The organism is Bacillus sp. ISL-41, from assembly GCF_018613235.1.
Classification (GTDB): Bacteria; Bacillota; Bacilli; order Bacillales; family Cytobacillaceae; genus Mesobacillus.
Genome location: NZ_JAGGQP010000037.1, coordinates 22,424 through 47,672, shown reverse-complemented (window position 1 = coordinate 47,672; position 25,249 = coordinate 22,424). Strand labels below are relative to the sequence as shown.

Genomic DNA, 25,249 nt, shown 5'->3' with positions numbered 1-25,249 from the left:
TCGGGTTTCCTTCATTTATGTTCAATCCCTTTTTTACTCGCTCTATACTTCAATATCGCTTCCTTCGTGCAAGTATAAATTCCCTCGCTGATCAGCTTACCGAGCGGTGTAGCGGTGCCTGCGTAAGAAATTGTTCCTCCCTGCTGGGTGGCGGCGATGCAGATACTATCCGTAGAAATGCCAGCTGACTGGCCAGTAATGCCAGCCCCGCTTCCCTCTAGCTCCTGTAAAACACTAATTTTTGCTTCTGCTGCAGTCATTGCGCTCTGGATAAAAGCTTCCTCGGAAATTCTGTGGTTAATGAACAGCCATGTGTTGATATTCCGTGGTCGGTCCCGATGAGTGTGACCAGCGGAAACCAGGATGAAAATTGACATTCCGTCTGCCTGAAAAAAACGGTATGAAGCTGTGTCTGCTGGCACAGCCGTCATCATCCCAACAGTTTCGCTTGGAAGAAACCCATTTTCCTGCAAATACTCGGCCATCTCCGCCTTATGGTCGCTGCAGTCATACTCCATCGGTACAATCCGGTGCACAAAGGAACTGTGCCAGCCGATTCCGGCACCGGTTATTCCCGAGGACATCGTCCGCAATTTTACCGGTGACTGCAGGACAATCCGGTCTTGCCCGACGTCAAGATACCTGGAATCAATATTAAGGTCACCCTTATGATCGACGTCCGTTTCAGGCACCAGCAGCAGTTGCGGCCTGGCAATTTCCGGGTGGGGATGGTTTTTGATCTGGGTCTTATAGACACTTTTGATTCGCTCTTCCTTTAAAACCTCAGCAGGAGTATCGACAATTAGAACCTCGCCGTTTTCCATCAGCAGCAGCCTGTCACAATATAAAGATGCCAGGTTCAAGTCGTGGAAAATTGAAACGACCGTCAATCCCTGTTCGGATGCCCATTTTTTCAGCAAGTCCAGCAGCTCTTTTTGAAAACTCAGGTCGAGATGGTTCGTAGGCTCATCGAGCAGCAGAATCCTCGGCTGCTGCGCCAATGCCTGAGCGAGGTAGACTCGTTGTTTTTCGCCGCCGGATAGTTCTACGATTGATTTTTCCTGAAGGTGGGTGATGCCCGTCTGTTCCATTACCTTCTGGACAATCTCTTCATCCTCAACTCGCCAGCTATTGAACCAGCCTTTCTGGTGCGCATAGCGGCCGAGCGAAACGGTTTCTTTTACACTATAGGGAAAGGCTTGATCCGCATGCTGCGGCAGGACTGCCATCATCCTCGCAAGCTGTTTCGGTGAATACTGAGTCAATGGCCGGCCATCCAGCTCAATGGCACCTTCCCTGAATTCCAAAGCCCCGCTGATCATTTTTAACAGTGTGGTCTTACCGCTGCCATTTGGACCGAGGATGCCGAACAGCTCTCCTTTGCCTACCTGGAAACAGATGTTCTTCAGGACCTCGCCGCCTGAATATCCGCCTGTCAAACTTTTCACTGTGATCATCGGCCAGCACTTCTTTCCCTGCGATTTTTCATTAAAATAAACGCAAAAACCGGAGCACCGATTAATGCCGTGATCACGCCAATCGGCAATTCCGAAGGGGCGATGATCGTTCTTGAGATCAAGTCTGCAAGGATCAGGAAGCCGCTGCCAATCAGGACGGATAACGGCAGCAAATGACGATGATCAGGCCCCCAGATCGTCCTTGTCAGGTGTGGAATGACGAGACCGACAAATCCGATCGTCCCTGAAACAGCTACGGCTGATCCTGTTAAAAGAGAACCAGACAGCAAAATCAGCAGCTTGCGGCGCTCGACATTGACACCGAGATGCTGTGCCCTTTCCTCACCAAAGGACATCGCATTCAGTTCCCTTGTATTGGCAAGCAAAATCACTAAACCAATCATAAAGAAAGGGAAAATTATTTTAATGTATTCCCAGCCGCGCATCGATACACTGCCAAGCAGCCAGCCGATGATTTGCCGCAGCTCTTCGCCAGATAAAGCAATCATTAAAGAAATGAATGAACCAAGAAATGAACTTAATATAATTCCGGTTAATATTATGGTTTCTACCCTAAGGAGCCTGTCAATTCTCCGGGCAAAAAAGAGCACAAACAAGACGGTGGCGAAGGCGAACAGAATGCTCAGCACCGGCAATGTGAAGGCACCGATCAGCGGAAGCGAAATACCGAAAAACAGCGTAACGACTGCGCCGATGGAGGCACCTGAAGAAATTCCAAGCGTATAAGGGTCTGCCAGTGGATTGCGCAACAGGCCCTGGAACGCGGCACCGGCAATCGCCAGCGACGCACCGACAAGCCCTGCCAGCAATACACGCGGCAGTCTGATTTCCATGACAATACTTGCATACATCGGGTCGATTCCCTGTCCCTGAAAGCGGAAAATCTCAGCACCAATGAGTTCTATAATGGCGGATACAGGGATGGAAACCGTTCCGATGGATATGCCCAGCAGCATCGAAATGATCAAAAACACCGCCGTGATTAGATAGGCGATTGATTTGTTATTTAAAAATGTCCGGGTAAATGGCTTTTGCAAGCTCCTCTGCTCCTTCAGCGAGCCTTGGACCTGAACGGGTTACAAGGTCGGAGTGGACATCGTAAACCTTCTGCTCCTTGACCGCTTTCACATTATTCCAGCCCTGCCGAGCAAGCACCTGGTCAACTGGCTTTTCTGTATAGTATCCATAGGTTGTCACAACCACATCGGGATTACGCTCAACAATCGCTTCAGGATCGACCTTCGGCCAGCCTTCCATATCACCGGCAGCGTTCTTTGCGCCAATCAACTCAAGCATTTCATTGATAAAAGTGTTCTTGCCGGCTGTGTAGATTTCCGGTGCCGGTGAGACCTCTACAAAGACCGTCTTTTGCTCTTCCGGTTTGATTGTTTCAGCCTTCTTTTTCAATTCTGCAAAACTGCTCTTCATATTTTCTACAAGCTCATCCGCCTTTTCTGTCTCGCCAATGGCTTTGCCAATCATTTCAATTGATTGATACACTTCTTCAAATGACTGTGCGTCATTCACAACGACAACAGCAATTCCCGCATCCTTTAATTGCTGAAGGCCTTCTTTTACAGTGTCCGCAGTTGATCCAGGAGCAAGGACAAGATCTGGCTTCAGAGAGATCATTTTCTCGATATTGAATTCCATGCCGCCGATTTTTTCCTTCGACATCGCGTCCTCTGGATAATTGTCGAAATCGGTGACGCCGACAATTGCCTCTCCGTTCTCAAGTGCGTAGACAATTTCCGTATTGCTCGGAATCAGGGAAATGATCCTTTCAGGCTTATCTTCAATGACAACTTCTTCATCAATTGCGTCTTTTACCGTGACAGGGAATCCTGTCTTTTGCTCCTGTGCGGTTTTTTCGCTTTCTTTCTTTTCTGGCTGTGCTTCCGTACTGCAGCCTGCCAAGATCATGGCTGCTGCCATCATTAACATTAATAACTTCTTCATTTGCTTCTCCTCCGATTTTCGATTAACTCTGATAAGTATGGCTTAAAGACAGCCAAAAAACTAAAAAACATCTCCACCTGAAGGGGAGATGTCCGAGTAAGCAAATGTTTTTATCATCATAAAAGACATAGAGCCTGTCGGCACCTCCCTATCCTCGTAGGTTTGTTGGTGCAATGGACAGGCAGGTCTCCTGGCTCATGGTCAATGCTTGCTGCGCCTTCCCATACATTTGTACAGTGGCCGTTGCAGCTTGCTCCCATTTACAGTGGCGGGACCGCGTTGGATTTTCACCAACTTCCCTATTAAGTCTCTTTTAAAAGACACCTGTTCATTTCGATATGTAATTTTCCGCTACATTCAATTATACACGGTTTGCCAAAAATTGCTTCAAATATTTTGTTTTTTCGACTTTATTGGGGGCTCTTTTCTCAAACTTTGTTGCTATTGACTACAAACTAGGACGGAATGATCTATGTTTCTTTGCAAAGTTGACTCTTTTTTATGAGAAATGAGCATGCAAACTTAATACCGACCTGCAAAATAAGCTTTATATTACGTTAAAATCGGCTTTACGATTTTAACATCAATCTTTACGAAAACAGCTTTATTGGGCAAGCAAGCTCCATTCTTTCGCTTTTTTATCGAAGACAATCCTGCCATCCGGATTGCTGCGGCTTGCTTCCTTATATTCATCATGCATGTCATCCATGTTGGCAAAATCCCCGATGATCCAAATTGGTATTTCAATTCTGTTGCGGTTTTGCTGGATGTTCTTCAGCGAAAAAACCGCCCCTTCCCTCAAGGCTGGTGTCAATGATTTCAGGATTTCCTTGCTGACAAAAGGATAGGATTTCTTTTTACGGATCCCGAGCAGCGTTTTTTCCGGCTTCATTTCCCCCAGTTTGCCTGACAGGACATATCCAAGCATGCGGAAAAAGTCATTGAGATTACGGTAATAGGTTTTGTTGTACCAGCCATCTTCAGTGGACAGGAACACAAAGCGATTATTAAGTTGATTATAGAAAGGCAGTTTCAAATGGTGCTTGATATGCCCAAGATATAGAAGCTCAGCGATCTCCTGGGCAGACAACACATTCAGTGCTTCCACTTCCTCAAAATCGATCCAGCAAAAATCTCCGAATGCATGGACATTGGCTTCGACCAGTTTTTCGACGCTGTCCTCAGGCACATATTCAAATAAAGTATGTCTGTTGAACTCACCATCTTCATAGCGATGCTTCAACAGCAGCAGATGGTTGAGTGAATCAGACAATGATCTGGCGAATTCATGGAATTCAATCCCATGCGAGAGCACGTACTGGTCCCGTTCGTTCATATGGACATAAAGTAAATCCCTGCTATAAGGATGGTTCTTTTTCAAAGGCAAGACCTCCCGGAAAAATTCTCAGCTGCAAAATTGCCAGCGGCTCCGTTCAAAATAACACTTCTTCCATTCTAACAAAAACGGCAGAAAATATCTTATTCTGACTCTTCAAAAACATAATTATTATCGGCTTCTTCCGTAAAATAATCCTCGCCAAAGAAGAAACTATTCTCCCTTACTATTCGTCTATTACTTATAGGAAAATGTTACCTCGTCAGGGATTGTAAGGATATTTTATCTCTGCTAGCATAGTATTGTAGAAACGTATCGGACAGGGTGTGGCAAATGGATAAGCCTCTAAAAAAATTTGACCGGTTTGATTGGACATTGACGCTCCTTTTATTGCTGTTTTTTCTGACAAGCTGCTTAGCGATTTACAGCGCCCAGAGAACAGGCCAATATGTTGGACAGAACTTTTTATACAAGCAAATCTTTTGGTACATCGTTGGGTCGGGCATCATTGGCGTCGTCATGATGTTCGACAGTGAACAGTACCGCAAACTTTCATGGTATTTGTACGGTTTCGGAGTCTTTCTGCTGATCTTCCTGTTTTTTGCTCCTGCCAGCATAGCCGAGGAAAGGAATGGCGCCAAAAGCTGGTTCTTCATCGACCCATTCGGTTCGATCCAGCCCTCAGAATTCATGAAAGTCTTTCTGATTCTTGCCCTGAGCAGCACGATCTATGCTCACCATAAAAAACATTCGATAAAAACACTGCAAACTGACTTTTTGCTTTTCATCAAGCTTGGCTTTATAACCGCTTTGCCACTAGGAATGATCATGCTTCAGCCCGACCTGGGCACCTCTCTCGTCGTGCTTGCGATTTTCACCGGAATCATCCTTGTTTCAGGCATCACCTGGAAAATCATTCTTCCGCTCTATGGCGGAGGTGCCGCATTTGGAGCTGGCATATTGTATCTCGTCATCTGGAAGCCGGAAATCCTAAAAGAATACCTGGGTGTAAAAACGTATCAGTTCGGCCGCATTTATGCGTGGCTTGACCCAGAGAGCTACCCTGAATATGGCTATCATCTGCAAAAATCACTCAGTGCCATTGGTTCCGGCATGCTTACCGGGAAAGGCCTAAATGGCAGTGAAGTCTACATTCCCGAAAGCCATACGGACTTCATCTTCAGTGTGATCGGCGAGGAATTTGGCTTTGCGGGCGGCAGCTTTGTCATCAGCCTATACTTCCTGTTAATCTACCATCTGACAAAGACCGCACTGGATACGAATGACCCGTTCAATACCTATATCAGCGCGGGAGTCATCAGCATGATCACCTTTCACGTCTTCCAGAATATCGGGATGACGATCCAGCTGCTGCCGATTACCGGCATCCCGCTGCCCTTCATCAGTTATGGCGGAAGCTCGCTCATGGGCAATATGCTCGCGATGGGGTTGATTTACGGAATCCGGTTCCATCATAAAACGTATATGTTCGCCTCGAGAGACAGGAGTTTTGATATCTGATAATAGTAAGCCCTTATCGAGAGAAGGGTGTTTTGATATATGATTTTTGAAAACCCTTAACAAGTGAATGGAGTTTTGATATATGATTTTTGAAAACCCTTAACAAGTGAATGGAGTTTTGATATATGAAGCTAGTAAGCCATTACCGCGAGAATGAAGTTTTGAGGAATAATTTTACCCAGCTGGCCGCTGACATTTTCGGCATTGATTTTACCAATTGGCATGAAAAGGGCTATTGGGGTGATCGATACATCCCGTTTTCCTTTGCCGACGGAGACCGGATTGTGGCCAATGTATCGGTCAACATGCTCGATTTTATCATTGAAGGAAAAAGCTATAAAGCCCTGCAGATTGGCACCGTCATGACCCATCCTGAATATCGGAACAAGGGGCTGTCAGCAAGCCTGATGAATCATGTTTTGGATGTGTACGAGGGAAATTATGATTTTATCTACCTGTTCGCCAATGACAGCGTGCTCGATTTTTATCCGAGATTCGGGTTTGAAGAAGTTGAGGAGTATCAGTATTCGACAAAGGTTTCTGCTGGGCAGAACCCATTTATTTTGAGGAAACTCGATCTGGCACGTGACCTTGAACTTATCGAAAAAGCGGTTTACGGAAGAGTGCCGGTTTCCCAGGCTTTTTCGACTGCCAATTCCGCCGGCATTACGATGTATCATATTCTGAATGTTTTTCCTGACCACCTTTACCATCACGCAGAAAAAGACGCTATTGTTATTTTTACGAAGGATAACGGGATGGTCCAATTGTATGATTTCATCAGCACTGTACCTGTAGATATGAAAGACATTATGGCGATCTTCGGAGACACAGCTACTGTTCAATTCCACTTTACACCGTATGACAGTGATCTCCAATACCAGCGCTTTCCTTTTAAAAGAGATGGAGCATTGTTTGTAAAAAAGAGAGTCGGACTAGAGTTCCCTCGATTTGTTAAGCATCCTTTTACATCCGAAGCGTAAGCAAAAAAGGAGCAGATCTGCTCCTTTTCTAGTTCTGACCCTCGTTTACCCATAGCTCCACTTTCTTTTCCATTTCCTCCATTAACGCATCGAGGTTTCCAGTATCTTCACGCACTGATTCCAGGTACCTGTCAGGAAATATTTTTTCCAGAGATGACTGATATCGTGTGCCATCTTCTGGTTCTTTATAGCTGATAAATGTATAACCCTCAGCTTCTTTCTTAAGTTTTATGACTGCAGGAACAATATGGCCAGATGGTTCCGACCCTTTTTTCATCCCGACCATATAAGAGTACAAATATACGGTCATTTTCCCATTTTCTTCGTGGGTGCCATATACCTTATGCACTTCGAAGAGTTGGTCTTTATCGTCGTATATATCTGCATATTCATCGATAACGAAGTTCGATATCGCTGTGTTCAGTTTTTCTGGGAGGTGGTCACCCCGGTCGGTGTATCCCGCTTCGCTTTTCTCACAGCCCCATAAAACTGATGTCAATAGCATAAATACCAGAAACCATTTATTCAATAGCACCCCTCCTGACTATGTATAATTTTACCATTAGGCCAGGGTATTTTGGGTGTATTTTATTCAGACTTGATCGTCTGCTTTGCTTTCGTTACCTTTACTATTGAACGGGCAAAGAAAAATGCTATGAACAGCCCCATGATCAAGAGCCCAGTTTTATTCAAATCAAACAACTTAAGCAAAGCCCCTGCCAGAGTTGCAAGATAAAGCAGGCCAAGCATCGCGTTCATTTCCCTGTTTTCAAAATAACCAGTCATTCTTGCGCCGAACTGGGAGCCGACCAGCGTGCCAGCAATCAGCATCAGGCCAATGAAGTAATCGATCTCCGTATTGACCGCATAGGAAATGAACCCCACTGAAACGATGAGCAATACCGCAAACAAACTCGTTCCGACTGCCTTTTTAGGATTGAAACCCAGCGATGTAATGATCAGCGGAACGATGATAAAACCGCCTCCCACTCCAAGCGTTGCCGAGACGAAGCCCCCGAGGAACCCAACAGCCAAAAGCTTTGGCAGTGAAAAATTGGCAGGTGCAGGGATTTCCTCGTCTTTCCTTCTTCCCTGCCGGATCATTTTTACCGCAAAATAAGCAAGCAGAACAATATAGAGGAACGGAATGACGATTTCATCCCAGCCCTTCGCTTCAAGGGCATAGACAAGCGGTCGGGCCAGCTGCGTCGCGGCAATACCGCTCAAACCCATGATCAACCCCTCTTTCCAGAGGATATTCTTCAGGCGGATATGGGCTGTAATTCCCGAAACCGATGTACCCACAGTGAAAAACAAACTGGTTGTGATTGCCTCAAGCGGTGAAAAGCCTAACAATAACAAAATGGGCGTCAGGATAAAACCGCCCCCTACTCCGAAAAAACCAGAGAGGACACTGATCAGGCCGCCCAGCAGCAAATAAAGTATGTATTCCATAGACAACTCCCTCTTCTAATCGAGTTCCTTTATAGAGTACCACTTTTTTCCTATAAATAAAGTATGCGTCACCTTTCTCTGCCGATAAGAGGAAATCATGAAATCGCAGTTAAGCTCCCATTGCTGAAATAGTTGGCTCTGGCAGAAGTAAAAATGGTATACTTCTAACTAGGTTTATTTTGCACGACTTACTATAACAACTCAAAGGAGCTACTGTTTCATGTCTGAATGGATTCACGCGATAGAAGAATGGCTGCTTGAATTTGGTTCATGGGGATTATTCTTCGTGTCTTTCCTGGAATCTTCCTTTTTCCCGATCCCTCCCGATGTTTTGATGATTCCTATGGGTATTGCCAATCCTGACAAGGCACTCTGGTATGCCTTCATCACAACAGCAGGCTCTGTACTCGGTGCCCTGCTTGGCTGGTACATCGGTAAAAGAGTCGGCCGTCCGATCTTGCGTTATTTTATAAAAGAAGAGAAAATTGTCCTGGTCGAACGCTATTTTGAAAAATACGGTGCAATGGCTATTCTGATTGCCGGTTTCACTCCTATTCCATATAAGGTCTTCACGATTTTTTCCGGAATCTCTAACGTCAGGATTCCAACACTCATTATCTGGTCAATCATCGGTCGCGGCCTTCGTTTCTTCCTTGAAGCAGCTATCATCGTCGCACTAGGTGACAAAGCCATGCCATTCATCGAAGAAAACTTCGCGATGCTGACAATCGTCCTCGGAGTCGTTGTAATTGCTGGGTATTTAATTTACGCATATTTGAAGAGATCGAAAAAAGCATAATCATGAAAACCGGGCTGATGCCCGGTTTTTTATTGTTTTTAGACTTTCACAATCGATGGCTCACAAATGTAACCACACAAACCTCTCCTTATATCAATATCTTGTCATCTCTTTAAACCGATGTTCTCCACTTTGTTTATATAGACAGCAATTGGGTAGATTAAAGTAAGCTTGCTAGCTAACTAAGGACTATTTATCGAGTTTAAGGGCTGTATCAGTTCTCGTTCATATCCATACGCATTTCGCAGCCCAACTTTAAAGTCCAATTTAAATAAGGAGTGAGGAGCTTGAACAATAATTTTTACAATGGCTGGGACAGCATTCTTGGCAAGCTGCCAAATGTGCTGATTGCGCTGGCAGTCCTGCTTGTCGGATGGCTTGTCGCAAAATTAATCGAAAAAGCAGTGTACAAGGGGCTGCAGAAAACCAGTCTTGATAACAAGCTTTTTTCAAATGTAAACAATAAGAAGTATTCAGCTGAAAAAATCATCAGTAAGATTGTCTATATTTTGATTCTAGTATTTGTCTTCATCATGTTCCTGAATATCTTAGACTTATATGTATTGACAGAGCCGCTCGTCGGAATGTTCTCAACGATTGCTGCAGCAATTCCGAACATCCTGAAGGCAGGATTGATCCTGTTATTTGCCTGGCTGATCGCTTCAGGCTTGAAATTCCTGATTCAGAAAGGCGGCAAAACACTTGGTGTCCATGAAAAGTTAAGCAAGTACAAGCTTACCGATGACAACCAACAGACTACAAACGCGGTAGATACGGTTGCGAATATTGTATTCTATCTGGTGTTGCTGATGGCCTTGCCTGCGGTATTGTCCGCGCTGAACCTGCATGGTGTTTCAGAGCCATTCGAAAACATGATAGTGGGAATCCTGTCATTTATTCCTAAACTTTTTGCGGCTGCGCTGATTCTTTTAGTCGGCTACTTTGTCGCTAAAATTGTCCGCGATATTCTGACGAACTTCTTGCAAAGCATTGGCACTGAAAAACTAGTCCAGCGTTTTGGGCTTTCCCGCTTGTTTGAAGGCACAAGCCTTTCACGAGTGATCGGCACGATTGCTTTCGTATTGATTTTGATTCCGACAGTTATTGCTGCACTGGAGCGTCTCGATGTCGAAGGAATCTCTGAACCAGCGATCGCAATGCTGAATGACATCCTGACGATGATTCCGAATATCGTCGTAGCCATCATTCTTGTCATGATTGGCCTATGGCTTGGAAAATGGCTGAAGAAATTCACTGCTGATTTGTTAAGAAGAATTGGTTTTGACTCTTATTTTAAAGGCATGGGCTTGAGCAGTTCAGCTAATCGTCCAAACTCGTTAAGCTTATCTGACATTGTAGGCTATATCGTTCAGGTCATCGTCGTCCTTCTGTTTGTAGCAGAAGCATTGAACGTCGTGAAGCTTGATTTCTTCGTCGACCTTGCACGTGGTGTAATCGCGTATCTTCCGCATGTCATTGCCGCGATTGTCATCCTTGGTGTCGGCCTATGGCTTGGCAGCCTTGCGAAGAAAGTACTCAGCAGCATCCTGCAGGGTGATTCTTCAAACGTGCTGGCAACTGTCGCAAAATATGCGATCATCACCATCGCAGTCTTCATGGCCCTTGACCAACTTGGAGTCGCACCTGCGATCGTGAACGCAGCCTTCATCCTGACCCTTGGCGGATTGGCGCTCGCATTCGGACTGGCATTCGGACTTGGCGGCAAGAACTTCGCTTCGAAATACCTGACCAAGTTTGACGAGAAAATTGAAAAAACCAGCATTGATCAGGCAGCGGTCCAGCAGCAGAAAATGAAAAAGAGCAATCCCGTCAACCCGAATCCTGCGACACCTCCGAACTTGAACAATTTGAACCATAACCCGAACCCTGGTTCAACGCCAAACTTGAACAACCCCAACCAGAACAGAAACAATAACCCTATGGATCCGCATAACGGCGACAACCCGTTGAATCCTTAAGAGAACAAAACACAGCTGCCAGTTACGGCAGCTGTGTTTTTATGTATTAGCTGAAATTATCAATGAAGAATATGACGAGAAACACAATGAAGGCATAAAAACTAAGATGCAGCAGCACAGTAGTGAAAAATTCCTTCAGTTTGTCAAATGAAAAAGGTTCACTCTTCCTAGTCCTTGCTCTCATAGCCAGCCTGTCCCCCTCTAGTAAAACTATCCATAAAGCCCATTTTTTTCTTTTAAATAATCATAGCATAATCTAGTACTTTTGTGCCCCTATATTTTATGGGGGAGCCTCATAGCATAGAAAAAACCCTCTAAAAAGAGGGTCATCTCTGGCCGTAGCTCTCGAATTTCTTTGACAGCCGTGCCATTTCTTCATCAGATAGTTCTGTAGGTTCACCAATCGCTTTTGCCTGGTAATAAATCTGGGCGCTGAATTCGATTTCCTCAGCAACTGTAAAAGCAGTTTCAATATTATGGGCACCGGTAATCATGCCATGGTTCGCCAACAGCACGGCTCTTCTGTCCACCATGCCTTCAAATGCTTTTTCCGCCAGCTCCTTCGTCCCGAATGTTGCATAGGGAGCGCATCTTACATTCGGGCCGGCAAACGCCACCAAATACGTGATCGGCGGGATGTCCCACCCTAGAGTCGCAATCGTTTTTGCATATGGTGAGTGGGTATGGACAAGTGCGTTCAAATCATCTCGGCGCTGGTAAAAAATCAAATGCATGTCCAGCTCGCTCGAAGGCTTTTTGCTGCCATCGACGATTTCGCCATCCAAATTTATGATGACCACATCTTCAGGCTTCGTATCGTAATAGTCAATCCCGCTCGGACTGATGGCAACCAGCTGCTTTTCCCGATTGAAAATGCTGATATTTCCACCCGTCCCCTTTGTCAGGCCGCTTGAAATGATTTTCTTGCCGTATTCAACGACTTTCATCCGTTCTTCCAGAAGCAACATGTGATGCGCCTCTCTTTCTCTAAAAATCTAGATAGGGAACGTCTTATTATCGCATATTATGGCTTGAAGCTGAATCCTTTAGTACTTGTAAAAACTGCTCTCCCGTTTTGTAGGCTGCAGAATTCAAGATGAACTGCTTTGCGACTGACAGACAGATTCTCTCCGCTGTAACACGCTGCTTTTCGTCAGCAATCGACGTCAAATCCTTCACCTTTGCCAATCCTGCAATACGGCGTATCATCTCCATTCCAGTTACGGAAGCCGTATCCTGAAGGACAGAATCCAGATACCAGCGATCGAAGCCCTGCTCCTTTGCCATGATATCAGTGACATTTTCCTTCCAGACTGCCAGGAATTTTTCCGCAAAAAGGTTCACCGTATCTTTCATCGTTTCCTCCAGCCAGGAAACATACTTCTCATCAGCATTCGTTACATATGCACGCGACCAGGCGAACATCAGGTTAGCCACTACATTCCCAACGTCATAACCCATCGGTCCGTAAAACGCGAATTCAGGATCGATTACTTTCGTAGAATCTTCCTTTACAAAAACAGAGCCTGAATGCAAATCACCATGCACAAGCGCCTGGGCATTGGTCATGAAAGCAAATTTCAGCTTTGCAGCTTCAAAGCGCAATTTGTCATCACCGTAAATATTCTCTTCAATCCATTCCTTATTGGCCGGGAACAAATCATTTCGGCTGTTATGGTCGGTGAAAGGTTCAGAGTATACAAGGTCCTCGGAAATTTCGCACAATTCAGGGTTGATATAATCCTGGACAAGCGCCTTCTTCGCTTTATGCTCCATGACCACATCCGATGTCAGCAAAAGAGTATTGACCATGAAAGTCGTCAGGTCATCCGCAAGCTTCGGAAAAATCCGTCCTTCATTAAGCGCTGTGCGCAGAATCGTATGATCAGACAGGTCCTCCATCACACAGCAGTTCATTACATCATCAAATAGGTATACATCAGGAACCAGACCAGGCGCCAATTCTCCCTCAAGCTTAAGCACATTGGACTCAATCCTGATCCGGTTTGTAGAAAGCTTGAACTCATCGGAAATCCTCGCTGTATCACCAGCCTGCTTCACAATCAATGATTGATCCGATTTCCCATCTATGACACGGAAGACGTAATTCAAATTGCCATCCCCAATTTCCGTACAGCTCAATTCAGCCTCTTTATCAAAAAAATCGGTCTTTTCCTTCACATATGAAATGACTTCATCAGCCTTCATCAAAAAATAAGTATTAAAATCAGACATGCAGTCCTTCCCCTTTCTCGTAAACAATTATGAAAATCTTTTAAAAATTATTATAGCTTAATCATGTATTTCGACGCACTAAAAAAACTTCCAACCCTGAAATGCAGAGGCGACTGGTTAACTCCGGCAAGCAGTTGATTGATGCGATCTTCGTATTTCTACCTATAAAAAAAGAAGACCGTTATCTGCCTTCTCTTTCATTTTTAATCTCGCTTTCTGGCTTCCGTTTGTACGGTAGGTTCTTTTTATCGGACACTTTCTCTCGCTTCCGCCTTCTGTTTGTCCGATAGAGCCCTTCTATCGGACATTCCCTCTCGCTTCCGCCTTCCGTTTGTCCGATAGAGCACTTCGACAAGAAACGTACTCTCTTACTCGCATGGCAGCAGGATCGTAAATGTGGTGCCTTTTCCTTCTTCACTCTCGACATTGATTTTCCCTCTCATCCTTTGGATGATATCAAAGGAAATCATCATTCCGAGACCTGTCCCTTTTTCCTTTGTCGAATAGTAGGGGTGGCCGAGTCTGTCGAGCTGTTCTTTATTCATGCCGACGCCCTCATCACGGAATTGGATCCTTACATTTTCCCTGTCCACCTTGGCGATGATGTAGATGCTTCCACCTGCGGGCATTGCTTCAATGCCATTTTTCAGGATATTGATAAAAACCTGCCTGATTTCATGGGCATCGCCTTTGATGCAAAGGTCCTTATCAATCGCCTCCACCAATTCTGTATTGGCGAGATGGGAGTAGGATCTCATGAAATCGATCGTTTCTTTTAAGAGTTCACTTACATTTATTTTTGCCATGCTACCAGTATTTGGTTTGGCCAAAGATAAAAAATTATCAATGATTGTCTGGGTACGATCAAGCTCCTGAAGAGAAATCGAGATGAAGAGATTCTGGTTGTCATTCAAATTCCTTTCTCCCTGAAGGACTTGCATGAATCCTCTGATTGTGGTCATTGGATTGCGAATCTCATGGGCCACCGATGCTGCCAGCTGGCTGATGGCTGAAAATTTCTCTGCCTTGTGAAGCTCATGCATCAATTTCCGCTGTAGGTTGGTCATTTCAATGATATAAATGGTGACCGATAGTGCAATAAAAGAGACCAGTGAAAACACAAGCAAGTACAGATAGTCCCCCGCATCGCCGGCGTTGATCATAGCCGCAAGCCGGGTTACTGTGATTAGTCCATAGACAAAAAGGCCGAGGGCGATTTTTCTGTTAACAGTAGTATGCTTATATACTTTTTCAATCGAAAAAAACAAAATCAGTATGACGATATAATTGACGGAAGTGACGGCAAGCTTGTCCATTCCAACAAACCCTTGCAATAACAACAGGACAGCCACAAGCAAAAAGCTATCCACCCTGCTTAGATAAAAAAAGGCAATGAATACAGGAATCAGCTTTAAATCAAATTCCAACCCGCCATGAAATCTTACAGGCAGCGCCATAGTCAACAACAGCGCCGCTAAAATCGCCATTTTAAAAACTTGTTTTTTATAAACCGAGCGTTTTTGCATCCATAGAAAGTTATACATGAAACCGAGTGATAATATAATTGAAAAATGCAGAATCAAATCTTTTACGAACTCTATCATTGCATCCCCCGGGAATCTCCATTTTATGAATATATACCTATATGGTTATTATCTACTCCCTGTATGGATACTTCAATGGAAAATTCAGATTTTTCTACAAAACTATATCATTTTATCCAAAATAGATGTTGTTTCACCCATTTTCTCATGCACTGATTATTGCTGAGTGATCTCTATTCAATTTCGGTTATGAATTCATTTTACTTTTGGTCGTGCAGGCAACAAAGTTTACGAACAAAAAACTTTTTTAACAGTGGCTGTAGAAGTTATGCTATAATAAAAACAACCATTGCTTTACCGCATTAAAACCCCACTCATTATGAGCGGGGTTTTTTTAATGAACTTTTATTCCTGAACATAAAAAAACAAGCTCTGATGACTCAGAGCTTGTTTGTATGGGCTAATCCGTTATTATAGTTTTGTAACGTTAGCTGCTTGTGGTCCACGAGCACCTTGCTCAACGTCGAAAGATACTTCTTGGCCTTCTTCAAGAGTCTTGAAGCCTTCGCCTTGGATAGCTGAGAAGTGTACGAATACGTCTTCTCCACCTTCGCGCTCGATGAATCCGAAACCTTTTTCTGCGTTAAACCATTTTACTTTACCGTTTTCCATTTTTGTTGCCTCCTAGTGTGATATCCACACAATTTGTTACTATTCTTGTCTCAGTGATATCCAGGCGAATCAAGCAGTGCATGTTCTTTCCTTGCATACCGAACAAAAATAATTCTTCCTAAGAATAACAGAATTGAAAGGATAGTGCAAGCAATAAGGAATTTTCCAAAAATAGGGTTTTATAAATTATCGTCCTAAAGACCATAATGGAATTACAATAATGAGCCAGAAAATGTGGTATAATGAAGAGAACATGAAAGGGCGTGGGTAATTGAAAAGCGCAAGCAACCTTTACAAAACAGGTCAGATGGTCAATATTAAAGAATCCGGTGAAACAGTGACAATCATGAAATCCCAATATGTGAAAAACATGAAAAGATATTCATACACTGTAAAAGAATATCCGAGCACCTTTTATTTTGAGGAAGAACTGACAAAAATCTAAGCTGGGATTCCTGGCTTTTTTCTTTGTTTTGCTTTTCCTCTCCACCTACAAAATGTAATAAGAAAGATCACACCAAAGCGTGCGCCTTTTAGCACGCTTTTTTATTTCCCCTTCCAATTCTTCTAGCTCGTTCATTACTTTTTCCCTATATAACCCAAGTTCCCGAAGATTAAACTCTATCCAAACTACTTATTTAGCGTCCCGAAATTTGTCTATAAAATGGGCATCTTACTCTATTAATTGTTTTTATAATATTCCGTAAAATAGAGTTGAATCTAGTTTAATAGGAGGAATGACAATGACTTTGAAAAAGAAGGTTCTATCTGTTTCTTTATCAAGTATGATGGCTCTTGGGGCAGTGACTGCTGTAGCCTTGCCTGCAGGTGCAGTCGGGAATGGACCGAGTGCCGGAAATGGCTCCGTACAAACATCGATTTTGCATACATATGAAAGCTTAACAGAATACCTGAAGACTCAGGATGCCAAACAAGAGGCAATGGAGCTTGAGGTAATTGGCCAGACAGTCAAGGGCCGCGATATTCACATGGCAAAGTATATTTCCAACCCTGAAAATCCAACGATCTTGTTCCTGACTCAGCAGCATGGCAACGAACAGCTGACAACGGAAGGTGCGCTTGAATTCATCAAACACCTTGGTACTGGTAAAACAAGTGGAGTACTCGATAATGTGAACATCCTTGTGATTCCGATGCTGAACGCTGACGGAGCGATGGGCGATGTCAACTTCTCACTTGAGGATTACCATGCAGATGGCGACCGTCACCTTACCCGCTATAATGCAAATTATGTTGATTTAAATCGTGAGCACGCAAAGCAAACTAGCGAGATGGAGCCAGAGGCCCGCGCGCTTCACGAGAATGTTTTTGCCAAATATGACATCGATTACATGATCGACCTTCATCACCAGGGCACCCTTAGTGAAACAGAAGGTGAACTTGTTTCTGGATCGATTCTTTACCCTACAAATGAAAATGTAAAGCCGGAGGTGCTTGAAGGCTCCAAGAAGCTTGGTGCAGTCGTATACAATGCGCTTGAGGATACTGGCTGGGGCCATATCGGCAAATACCGCGGCGGTACTGGAGAAAACATTGGCCGTAACGGAGCGGCTGTCCGCTATGACATCTCGACTCTATTATTCGAAATGCGCGGCATGTCCGATCATTATTACGAGCCATACGCACTGGGACAGAAGAGCAATGGCTACCTGATCAAGCAGACCATCACCACTTTGGATGCTGCAGTCAGAGCTATTGCGGATGACTCTATCGAAACAATGGATATTAGCTTCTGGGATACGCTGCCTGAACAGACGAACAGGCAGAGCGAGGAAGCAGACGAATAAAATGTTCAAACAGTGTGATTCCCCTCTCCGGGTGGATCACACTGTTTTAATTTCGTTGATTTTAATAACACGACATTTATCGTATATAAGTGCCTATCTATTTTTCGTAACATTGTATTGAAAACCCTTACAGGAGGCTTGCCCATGAGATTATTTAATATCGGATTAACTTTCTTGCTATTCTTCAGCCTGTTCCAGGGGCTTGGTCCTTTCCAGGCTTCTGCCTCAAGTAACGAATGGGAAGAGACGATTTATGAACGCCCGGAACAGTATTCAAGCTACACCACGGAAAAAGATGTTTTCATCACGATGAGAGATGGCGTTATTCTAGCGGCTGATGTGCATCTGCCTGATGGCCAGGGGCCGTTTCCTGTCATCCTGACACAAACTCCATATAACAAAAACGTGCGCAGCACAGAAAACCTTAATGAGTATTTTATAAAGCGCGGCTATGCTCATGTTGCAGTCGATGTCCGCGGAACCGGCGCCTCACAGGGAGCATGGGATTCATTCGGTGAAGCAGAACAGCGCGATGGCAAGGAACTCGTCGAATGGGCGGCAAGCCAGCCATGGAGCAATGGCAAGGTCGGTTTGTACGGCTCCTCTTATCGTGCCATCAACCAGCTTTTAACTGCAGCCCAGCAGCCTGAAGGACTGGAAGCGATTTTCCCGATCGTGCCGATGGGTGACATGTACCGCGACATCCTTATGTCCGGGGGAATGGTGAACACAGGATTCATCCCGCTTTGGCTAGGCCTTGTGACCGGCAGCGGCCTGCTCCCTCCTTCCTACACTCTGTCAGACCCTATCATGGGAACGACGGTTTTATTGAACCATACAGGACAATTGCTAGGCTTTCCAGTAAGTACCCTGAGCTCTGCGATTACAGGCGGCGACTTCGCATACGATGGACCAGCCGCACAGTTACGCTCCCCTCTGGCGGTTGCCGATCAAATTGAAGTTCCCGCATTTTTCACCGGCGGACTTCATGACCTTTTCCAGCGCGGCACCCCGCTTCTTTATGAAAAATTAAAAGCAAATGGTGTACAGACAAAGCTGCTGATGGGAAACTGGACGCACGGAAACTACGGTAGCGCCTTGCCGGCCGACAATGTCCCTGCCCTTGATCAGCTTGCGTTACGATGGTTTGACCAATATTTGATGGGAATCAACACGAATATCAATAAAATTCCTGATGTCACTCAGTTTGTATTGGGAGAAAACCGTTTCGAGGTCCAGCCAGGCTGGCCGCATCAGAATGTGAATGCCGAGAAGTTTTACTTGCGCAGCGGTAAGCAGTTGACGAAGGAGAGTCCTTCCTCTTTAGAGACGTCGAGCACGATGCTCCAGCAGCCGATAAACGGCATCTGCTCAGGCAGCACGAACCAGTGGATGGCCGGAATTCCGGATGCCTTGCCATGTACGAAGGATAACAGGCTGACTGAAATGGGCGAGCTCACCTATACAACCGCACCAGTTAATGCTGAGCTTCGTGTATCCGGACCGATTGCCGCTAAGATTTTTGCCAAAACGACGGCGCGTGAACTAGTTCTGTCAGTGCGAGTAACAGATGTTGCGCCTGATGGGTCTTCGCGCGAAATTACTGCAGGCTGGCTAGCCGCTTCGCACCGGGCAGTCGACGAAAACAAGAGCCGCTTCCTCGATGGTGAGAACATCCAGCCATGGCATCCATTTACAAGGGGAGCTGTCCAGGAAGTCAAACCATATGAAGTCATGGAGTTGGACGTCGAGATCTTCCCTAGCAACTTCGTCATCAAAGAAGGCCACAGACTCCGCGTTGCCATCGGTCCAAGCGACTTCCCGCACTCGATGTCGCCGGCACCGCAGCTCCTCAATCAGCTAGGCGGAGTCGCGACGATTTTAAATAACTCAACATATCCGTCATCGATTGTGCTGCCGGTTGTGGAGGAGTAATTTTTCGAGCAGCCTACTGATGGAGGAAGAATTGGTTTTTAAATTGGCCTGCCTGCGATAGATCAAGATCAGACTACCGGTTGTTTAAATATCACTTTTTGAGGTCATGCAAAATCACTCTTTTTAATGAGAATGCCAATTGTGTAAATTTCAATTTTCGCGATTAGACTGCCAACCGTACAAATATCATTTTTTAAAAAGGCTTGCCAGTCAAGGGATTGGCAGGCTTTTTTGCCTTAAAATGTTCACTGGATATTTGGCATTTTTTACACCAGAATATAAGTTGAAAGGATGTGGACTATGATACTAAAAAGTCGGCAAGAATCAGACGAATTAAAAATTATGAATCTCCTGGAACCACGAATGATTTTCACGGAGAAAGAAAGACAAAGACACTATAGCCTGAGGAAAGGATATGAAGGCGAGGTTCAATATGATGCCTGGATGAAGGGGCTAGAGATCGAGCACCTAACTTTGAATGATTTGCTCCTTGAGATGGGCGGTTCCGTTTTCCAAATTGATTCTACTGTCATCTTGCAGGATACCATTTATTTCAATGATGTGAAGTATTACGAAGGTGACTACTATTACGAAGGAGAGCACCTCAAAAAAGTCAACGGCAATGAAGTTAAGGATCCTCTTATACAGCTAAAACGAGGAAGTTCCCTGTTTCGGCAACTGCTCATCAGTCTCGGCTTTAAACTACCAATCAAAGCACTCCTTATTTTCAATAATCCTGAATTCGCCTTATACCAGGCCCCGAGGGATGCACCCATCATTCTCCCCAACCAGTTAAACCGTTTCCTAAAAAACTTGAATAGCAAGCATTCCAAATTGACCAACCTGCATCATACAATAGCTGAAAAACTAATATCTCTCCATATAACCAAATCCCCTTATCAGCGAATGCCATCCTATGAATATGAACAACTACAGAAGGGAATAATCTGTCCTGCTTGTAATAGCTTTATGGACGCCGGCATCGCCCCAAAAAAATATATAAATTGCGGATGTGGTGCCCATGAAGAAATAGAAATAGCAATCATGGGGAGTTTCAGAGAACTAAATTTGTTGTTCCCTGACAGGAGGCTTACTACTAACCTCATTTATGAGTGGTGTAATGGGGTTATACCTAAACGGACAATAAGAAGGATACTGAATAAGAACTTAGAGTTAACAGGCCATGCACAATGGTCTTACTATGAGTAAGTATGGATAATTCCAGAAAAATCTAATTTTTTATACTAAAAGAAGTTTATTGCCGCGCCCTCCATCTTAGTATGGATGGCGCTTTTTACGTGGGTGGCAATTTTTCGTGTCTCCATCACCGCTTTGGATAGCGCTTTTTTCATGATTGGCTCCTTTTCGTGTCTCCATCGCCTCTATGGATGACGCTTTTTTCGGGATTGCACCCTTTTCCTGTCTCCATCACCGCTTTGGATGACGCTTTTTCGGTGTTCGCCCCCTTTTCCTGTCTCCATCGCCTCTATGGATGACGCTTTTTTCGGGATTGCACCCTTTTCCTGTCTCCATCGCCGCTATGGATGACGCTTTTTTCGGGATTGCACCCTTTTCCTGTCTCCATCACCGCTATGGATAGCGCTTTTTTCATGATTGGCCCCTTTTCGTGTCTCCATCGCCTCTATGGATGACGCTTTTTTCGGGATTGCACCCTTTTCCTGTCTCCATCACCGCTTTGGATGACGCTTTTTCGGTGTTCACCCCCTTTTCCTGTCTCCATCGCCTCTATGGATGACGCTTTTTTCGGGATTGCACCCTTTTCCTGTCTCCATCGCCGCTATGGATAGCGCTTTTTCGGTGTTCGCCCCCTTTTCATGTCTCCGTAGCCTCTATGGATGACGCTTTTTCCGGGATTGCACCCTTTTCCTGTCTCCATCGCCGCTATGGATGACGCTTTTTCGGTGTTCGCCCCCTTTTCATGTCTCCATCGCCTCTATGGATGACGCTTTTTTCGGGATTGCACCCTTTTCCTGTCTCCATCGCCGCTATGGATAGCGCTTTTTTCATGATTGGCTCCTTTTCGTGTCTCCATCACCGCTATGGATGACGCTTTTTTCGGGATTGCACCCTTTTCATGTCTCCATCGCCTCTATGGACGACGCTTTTTTCGAGATTGCACCCTTTTCCTGTCTCCATCATTGAAGTAGATAACAGTTTTTTCGGTATTCATACTTTTGTTCTCATGGCAAAACAAAAAACCCAGCCAGCATTTCAAAATGCTGATGTTATATGAAAAAAAAGTCTTTTACTAAGATATAAGAAAACCTCACTAATAATAAGGCATAATGTTTATTGGTTACAAAAGAAAGGCCTTTACTCGTTGTAATATCTGTCACAATACAAAAAACAAGGAAATAAAAAAGTTTTTTACTAGGATACTTAAAATTTCCAGTGTGATTCAATTTAAAAACCAGACAACGATCAGGATAGTTGGCAGCGCAATCAGTAACTTTTACACCAAGGCGTTTCTTAAAGTGGATTTTTAAATAGTGCTGTAAGCAAACCGTCTACACAAAAATCTTCCTTAATTTTTCATTGGTAAAACCCAGACCGCCTGAAGACTTAATAAAAAAGGCGTTAATCCTCCTTTAGGAAAAATACGCATAATTTAAAAACACCCAAACCATATATATCAAGGGTTTGGGCATTATACAATTATTTTTATTCAAGCATTAACTCGCATTATTCCAACTTCCCCATTCTAACAATCCACTTACGTCCATTGATTATTTTAAAGATGGACCTTCTTATTTTTTGTTACTTCTTTATCACAGTTACTTCTACGTTTGCTCCAACAAAATAAGCTATAGCTATTATAAATAGTATTAAAAATAAATTGATTAGAATGCTGCTGTACCAGTAACGAGCAAATAAAGCTACTCTTGAATTAACAATTTCCATATTAAATTTATCCTTAGAATCTTTATCAACATAATGATTAATCTTAGAATAGTGTTCATATACATTTACCACATGATCTTTTTTGTTTTTTGAATATAGTGCAAAAAGTGCGGTAGAAATTATAACAAAAACTATATAAGCAATAGCTGCAGCCCATAAAATATATAGGTTTCCTCGACTTAAGTAACCAAGGAATCCAACAAAGGCCGTCCCGATTAATGCAAGCAAATTTCTTGTAATTAAATTTATACTGTTTGAGATTTCTTCTGAAATTTCTTTGGCTGTTTCTCGAGCGTGTTTTTCCAATTCAAGTTTTTTATCTAAAAACTCTTCAAGTTTTTTGCCCATATAAAGATTAAAGCTGTTCTGTACAGAATTAAAAATAACCGGTATGTATGAAATTAGTTTGTAAATATCATCATTTACTTGCACATTATAACTTACAGCATTTCGAGTCATTGCTAGTTTATCTTGTGTCTGCCCACCATATATAAAAGAGTATAAATTAAAAGTCGATTGTAACGCATCAGAATTAATTCGCGGATTTCCGATTATATCGTGATCCAATTTGAAATCAAGAGTTCTATATCCGATAATTTTTATATTATCATTTGTTGTATAATTTGATACAAATGATAAAAACAGTTTTATATAAACATTACACATAGTTCCTACAATTTTATTTTCTCCGTCCTGAAAAGTAATTAGTTCCGAATAAGTTTTTTTAAACCATAACATTTCCGGTACTAAAACAATTGTTGGATTAATCCAATTACAGTGTAGGTCCCTCTGTAGAAGGATTTCTTCATGTATCGTTAAGTTAATGTCCTGAGAACAAAACACCTTAATCTGATCGCGATCACTTATATAATCAGCTCCAGTTAACAGTGAATAAGTATTGCTTTCAGTATTAAAGGACAAGAACGGATAGAAAATTATTAAGGGTTTGTATTGTCCATTAAAAATATCTGTATCAATTTCCTGTAGTGATTTTTCAAAAAAAGCAGTAGCTGCAGTCGATTCAAAAAATGATAAAACATTAACTGAACTCCAGTCTTCAATATCCAAACTATTCAAAAACACTTCTTTAAACCTTAACTTATTTATTTGAACTGAGATTTGAATAATTGCATTAGGATTGGAAAAAAGCAAATCCATATCATCTTGGTATTCACCTAAAGATGAATGATTTATGTTAACTGAGCCTATGTTATCAAATAAAGTAATTGTTAGAGACTTCTCATAAGTGATGAATAAATGTTTAAGGGAAATCTGACTTAGGCTATTAACAATTTTTTCTAATGGGAGAGAGGATTTTAATTCTAGAATTGAAGCGTCTTCATTATACAATTTACAATTAAAAACGCTTTTTAGTTGTTTGTAATATGTATAAAACTCCATTCCCCTTCACCCCTTATCCATTGGTAACTGTAACTCCCTTAATCAGAATATCACAGATTTCGACTCCGCTATTGTTTTTTCTTTTATTTGTATACTCCACTTTCTCATGTAATAAATGAATGGGGCCTGAAATTTCAATATTATCTGTTGTCTTAATTTTCCTACTGCTCAATACTCTTTCTAGAGACGGACTAGGGGTCGCTTTTAAATCCGGATCACCAATATTAGATAAAACGTGGTTTATATAACTCTTTTTAGTTTCATACATCTTTAAATCTCTATTTTCGTGTAGTAGTTCCTCGTCATTTCCAAATACAGCGTCAGCAAGATCATAAATATTAATATTCTTTTCTAACTTAATATCGTCAACAGTGGTTTTTAAAAGCTTCCTTGTAAGAGGAGTTTCCGGTTGTACGCCGATCCAACTGTTTGTACACTTAAACAATTCCACTGTTTTTTTATCATCTGTCAATAAAACTTCGCAGGCTAAAAAATTGTTTTTAAAAAAATCGGCGATTTTCCCCTCTTCTCCTTGTTGACGATCTAAAATTAATAATGCTGGGTCAGTCGGATCGGCTACTTGGCCAGGCTCAATAATAAATGCTACCTTTTGTAATTTTTGTCTAAGATTAGGGAAGTTTTCCCCTAATACGACAAGCTGAATTTTTTTTAGTCCAGTTTCAGGATCCTCTATAACCTTTCTGGAAACCGTATCGTTGTAATCCATTTTTAAGAGGGCTATGTTCTTAGTACTTCTATCTACATCAGTATACAAAATAACCAGCAAATCTCCTGGCAATATCCGTTTGTCTTCTTCCATTGATGAAAATAGATGCTCAGCAATTGATTGAGAATTAGTCAGAAATTTTTCTTCAGAATCTAATATTATTTCATAAGCCCATTTTTGAACGTACGTATTGGGATTGATAAACCTTGCCAAACGAGATCTATCTTCTCTCAATGACTTAGTAATATGGGTTGTAATGTAATTTAGTAATTTTTGATCAAGGGATTCAAGGTCAATTTCTGATTCACTTAAAACAATTAAACTATCCCTATTATTAATGATATGCAGAGCAATTTTGTTTATCTCTATATTTTCAACATTCCTAAACACTTCAAACATAATATATCCCCTTTTTTTGTCGCTTTATTAACTGAACAATCAAAATTTGACATATTTCGTTAAGTATTCATTTCCACATACTGGTTGTTAACTCCT

Annotated in this window: 23 protein-coding genes and 1 riboswitch; of the genes, 8 read left to right on the top strand and 15 right to left on the bottom strand. The window is 43.0% G+C overall.

Annotation, left to right across the window (positions count from 1 at the left end; genetic code table 11):
- Positions 1–11 precede the first annotated feature (11 nt).
- The 4 genes from J7I80_RS19110 to J7I80_RS19095 all read right to left on the bottom strand — a co-directional run bounded on the left by J7I80_RS19110 (position 12) and on the right by J7I80_RS19095 (position 4,818).
- Positions 12–1,457 carry a heme ABC transporter ATP-binding protein gene (locus J7I80_RS19110; RefSeq protein WP_214740457.1) on the bottom strand — a complete coding sequence of 482 codons (1,446 nt, stop codon included), beginning with the start codon at positions 1,455–1,457 and terminating at the stop codon, positions 12–14.
- Positions 1,454–2,515, bottom strand: coding sequence for a FecCD family ABC transporter permease (locus J7I80_RS19105; RefSeq protein WP_214740455.1), 1,062 nt, complete (start codon positions 2,513–2,515; stop codon positions 1,454–1,456). The genes J7I80_RS19110 and J7I80_RS19105 overlap by 4 nt, the downstream gene beginning before the upstream one ends.
- Entirely contained in the window at positions 2,481–3,437 is a 957-nt protein-coding gene (locus tag J7I80_RS19100; protein WP_214740453.1) for an ABC transporter substrate-binding protein, read from the bottom strand. The genes J7I80_RS19105 and J7I80_RS19100 overlap by 35 nt, the downstream gene beginning before the upstream one ends.
- A gap of 163 nt (positions 3,438–3,600) precedes the next feature.
- Positions 3,601–3,780, bottom strand: a riboswitch (cobalamin riboswitch).
- Between the two features lie 261 nt (positions 3,781–4,041).
- Positions 4,042–4,818, bottom strand: a complete 777-nt coding sequence (locus tag J7I80_RS19095) for a hypothetical protein (protein WP_214740451.1) — start codon at positions 4,816–4,818, stop codon at positions 4,042–4,044.
- A gap of 288 nt (positions 4,819–5,106) precedes the next feature.
- Here J7I80_RS19095 and J7I80_RS19090 point away from each other — a divergent pair, with 288 nt between their 5' ends.
- A complete protein-coding gene (locus J7I80_RS19090; protein WP_214740449.1) occupies positions 5,107–6,294 on the top strand; it encodes an FtsW/RodA/SpoVE family cell cycle protein in 1,188 nt (395 codons plus the stop codon).
- A gap of 125 nt (positions 6,295–6,419) precedes the next feature.
- The gene (locus J7I80_RS19085) at positions 6,420–7,277 is read left to right on the top strand and encodes a GNAT family N-acetyltransferase (protein ID WP_214740447.1); all 858 of its coding nucleotides are present in this window, start codon (positions 6,420–6,422) and stop codon (positions 7,275–7,277) included.
- Between the two features lie 28 nt (positions 7,278–7,305).
- Here J7I80_RS19085 and J7I80_RS19080 read toward each other — a convergent pair whose 3' ends face one another.
- Together J7I80_RS19080 and J7I80_RS19075 are read right to left on the bottom strand one after the other, a co-directional pair.
- The gene (locus J7I80_RS19080; RefSeq protein WP_214740445.1) at positions 7,306–7,806 is read right to left on the bottom strand and encodes a hypothetical protein; all 501 of its coding nucleotides are present in this window, start codon (positions 7,804–7,806) and stop codon (positions 7,306–7,308) included.
- A gap of 59 nt (positions 7,807–7,865) precedes the next feature.
- Positions 7,866–8,732 carry a sulfite exporter TauE/SafE family protein gene (locus J7I80_RS19075; RefSeq protein WP_214740443.1) on the bottom strand — a complete coding sequence of 289 codons (867 nt, stop codon included), beginning with the start codon at positions 8,730–8,732 and terminating at the stop codon, positions 7,866–7,868.
- A 220-nt stretch (positions 8,733–8,952) separates the two neighbouring features.
- Here J7I80_RS19075 and J7I80_RS19070 point away from each other — a divergent pair, with 220 nt between their 5' ends.
- Positions 8,953–9,531 carry a YqaA family protein gene (locus J7I80_RS19070; protein ID WP_214740441.1) on the top strand — a complete coding sequence of 193 codons (579 nt, stop codon included), beginning with the start codon at positions 8,953–8,955 and terminating at the stop codon, positions 9,529–9,531.
- Between the two features lie 287 nt (positions 9,532–9,818).
- Positions 9,819–11,510, top strand: a complete 1,692-nt coding sequence (locus J7I80_RS19065; RefSeq protein ID WP_214740439.1) for a mechanosensitive ion channel — start codon at positions 9,819–9,821, stop codon at positions 11,508–11,510.
- 46 nt (positions 11,511–11,556) lie between these two features.
- Here the strand turns inward: J7I80_RS19065 and J7I80_RS19060 are convergent, their stop codons facing one another.
- From J7I80_RS19060 to J7I80_RS19040, 5 genes are all read right to left on the bottom strand, one after another.
- Positions 11,557–11,694, bottom strand: a complete 138-nt coding sequence (locus J7I80_RS19060) for a hypothetical protein (RefSeq protein WP_214740437.1) — start codon at positions 11,692–11,694, stop codon at positions 11,557–11,559.
- 142 nt (positions 11,695–11,836) lie between these two features.
- The gene (locus J7I80_RS19055; RefSeq protein WP_214740435.1) at positions 11,837–12,478 is read right to left on the bottom strand and encodes an L-fuculose-phosphate aldolase; all 642 of its coding nucleotides are present in this window, start codon (positions 12,476–12,478) and stop codon (positions 11,837–11,839) included.
- A 46-nt stretch (positions 12,479–12,524) separates the two neighbouring features.
- Positions 12,525–13,745 carry an S-methyl-5-thioribose kinase gene (mtnK, locus tag J7I80_RS19050; protein WP_214740433.1) on the bottom strand — a complete coding sequence of 407 codons (1,221 nt, stop codon included), beginning with the start codon at positions 13,743–13,745 and terminating at the stop codon, positions 12,525–12,527.
- A gap of 368 nt (positions 13,746–14,113) precedes the next feature.
- On the bottom strand, positions 14,114–15,349 hold the full coding sequence (locus J7I80_RS19045) for an ATP-binding protein (protein ID WP_214740431.1): 1,236 nt from the start codon (positions 15,347–15,349) through the stop codon (positions 14,114–14,116).
- A 411-nt stretch (positions 15,350–15,760) separates the two neighbouring features.
- Positions 15,761–15,961 carry a cold-shock protein gene (locus J7I80_RS19040; RefSeq protein ID WP_023626356.1) on the bottom strand — a complete coding sequence of 67 codons (201 nt, stop codon included), beginning with the start codon at positions 15,959–15,961 and terminating at the stop codon, positions 15,761–15,763.
- A gap of 271 nt (positions 15,962–16,232) precedes the next feature.
- Between J7I80_RS19040 and J7I80_RS19035 the strand changes: the two genes are divergently transcribed.
- From J7I80_RS19035 to J7I80_RS19020, 4 genes are all read left to right on the top strand, one after another.
- A complete protein-coding gene (locus J7I80_RS19035; RefSeq protein WP_192472923.1) occupies positions 16,233–16,406 on the top strand; it encodes a hypothetical protein in 174 nt (57 codons plus the stop codon).
- 298 nt (positions 16,407–16,704) lie between these two features.
- On the top strand, positions 16,705–17,769 hold the full coding sequence (locus tag J7I80_RS19030) for a M14 family zinc carboxypeptidase (protein ID WP_214740429.1): 1,065 nt from the start codon (positions 16,705–16,707) through the stop codon (positions 17,767–17,769).
- A gap of 144 nt (positions 17,770–17,913) precedes the next feature.
- Positions 17,914–19,704: a CocE/NonD family hydrolase gene (locus J7I80_RS19025; RefSeq protein WP_214740427.1), complete on the top strand. Its 1,791-nt coding sequence runs from the start codon at positions 17,914–17,916 to the stop codon at positions 19,702–19,704.
- Between the two features lie 300 nt (positions 19,705–20,004).
- Complete coding sequence (locus J7I80_RS19020) at positions 20,005–20,913, top strand: nuclease-related domain-containing protein (protein ID WP_214740425.1); 909 nt, start codon at positions 20,005–20,007, stop codon at positions 20,911–20,913.
- Between the two features lie 277 nt (positions 20,914–21,190).
- Here J7I80_RS19020 and J7I80_RS23560 read toward each other — a convergent pair whose 3' ends face one another.
- From J7I80_RS23560 to J7I80_RS19010, 4 genes are all read right to left on the bottom strand, one after another.
- Positions 21,191–21,316: a hypothetical protein gene (locus J7I80_RS23560; protein WP_285289159.1), complete on the bottom strand. Its 126-nt coding sequence runs from the start codon at positions 21,314–21,316 to the stop codon at positions 21,191–21,193.
- 290 nt (positions 21,317–21,606) lie between these two features.
- Positions 21,607–21,732: a hypothetical protein gene (locus J7I80_RS23555; protein ID WP_285289158.1), complete on the bottom strand. Its 126-nt coding sequence runs from the start codon at positions 21,730–21,732 to the stop codon at positions 21,607–21,609.
- A 750-nt stretch (positions 21,733–22,482) separates the two neighbouring features.
- Positions 22,483–24,027: a hypothetical protein gene (locus tag J7I80_RS19015; protein WP_214740423.1), complete on the bottom strand. Its 1,545-nt coding sequence runs from the start codon at positions 24,025–24,027 to the stop codon at positions 22,483–22,485.
- 13 nt (positions 24,028–24,040) lie between these two features.
- A complete protein-coding gene (locus tag J7I80_RS19010; RefSeq protein ID WP_214740421.1) occupies positions 24,041–25,153 on the bottom strand; it encodes a nucleoid-associated protein in 1,113 nt (370 codons plus the stop codon).
- Positions 25,154–25,249 lie beyond the last annotated feature (96 nt).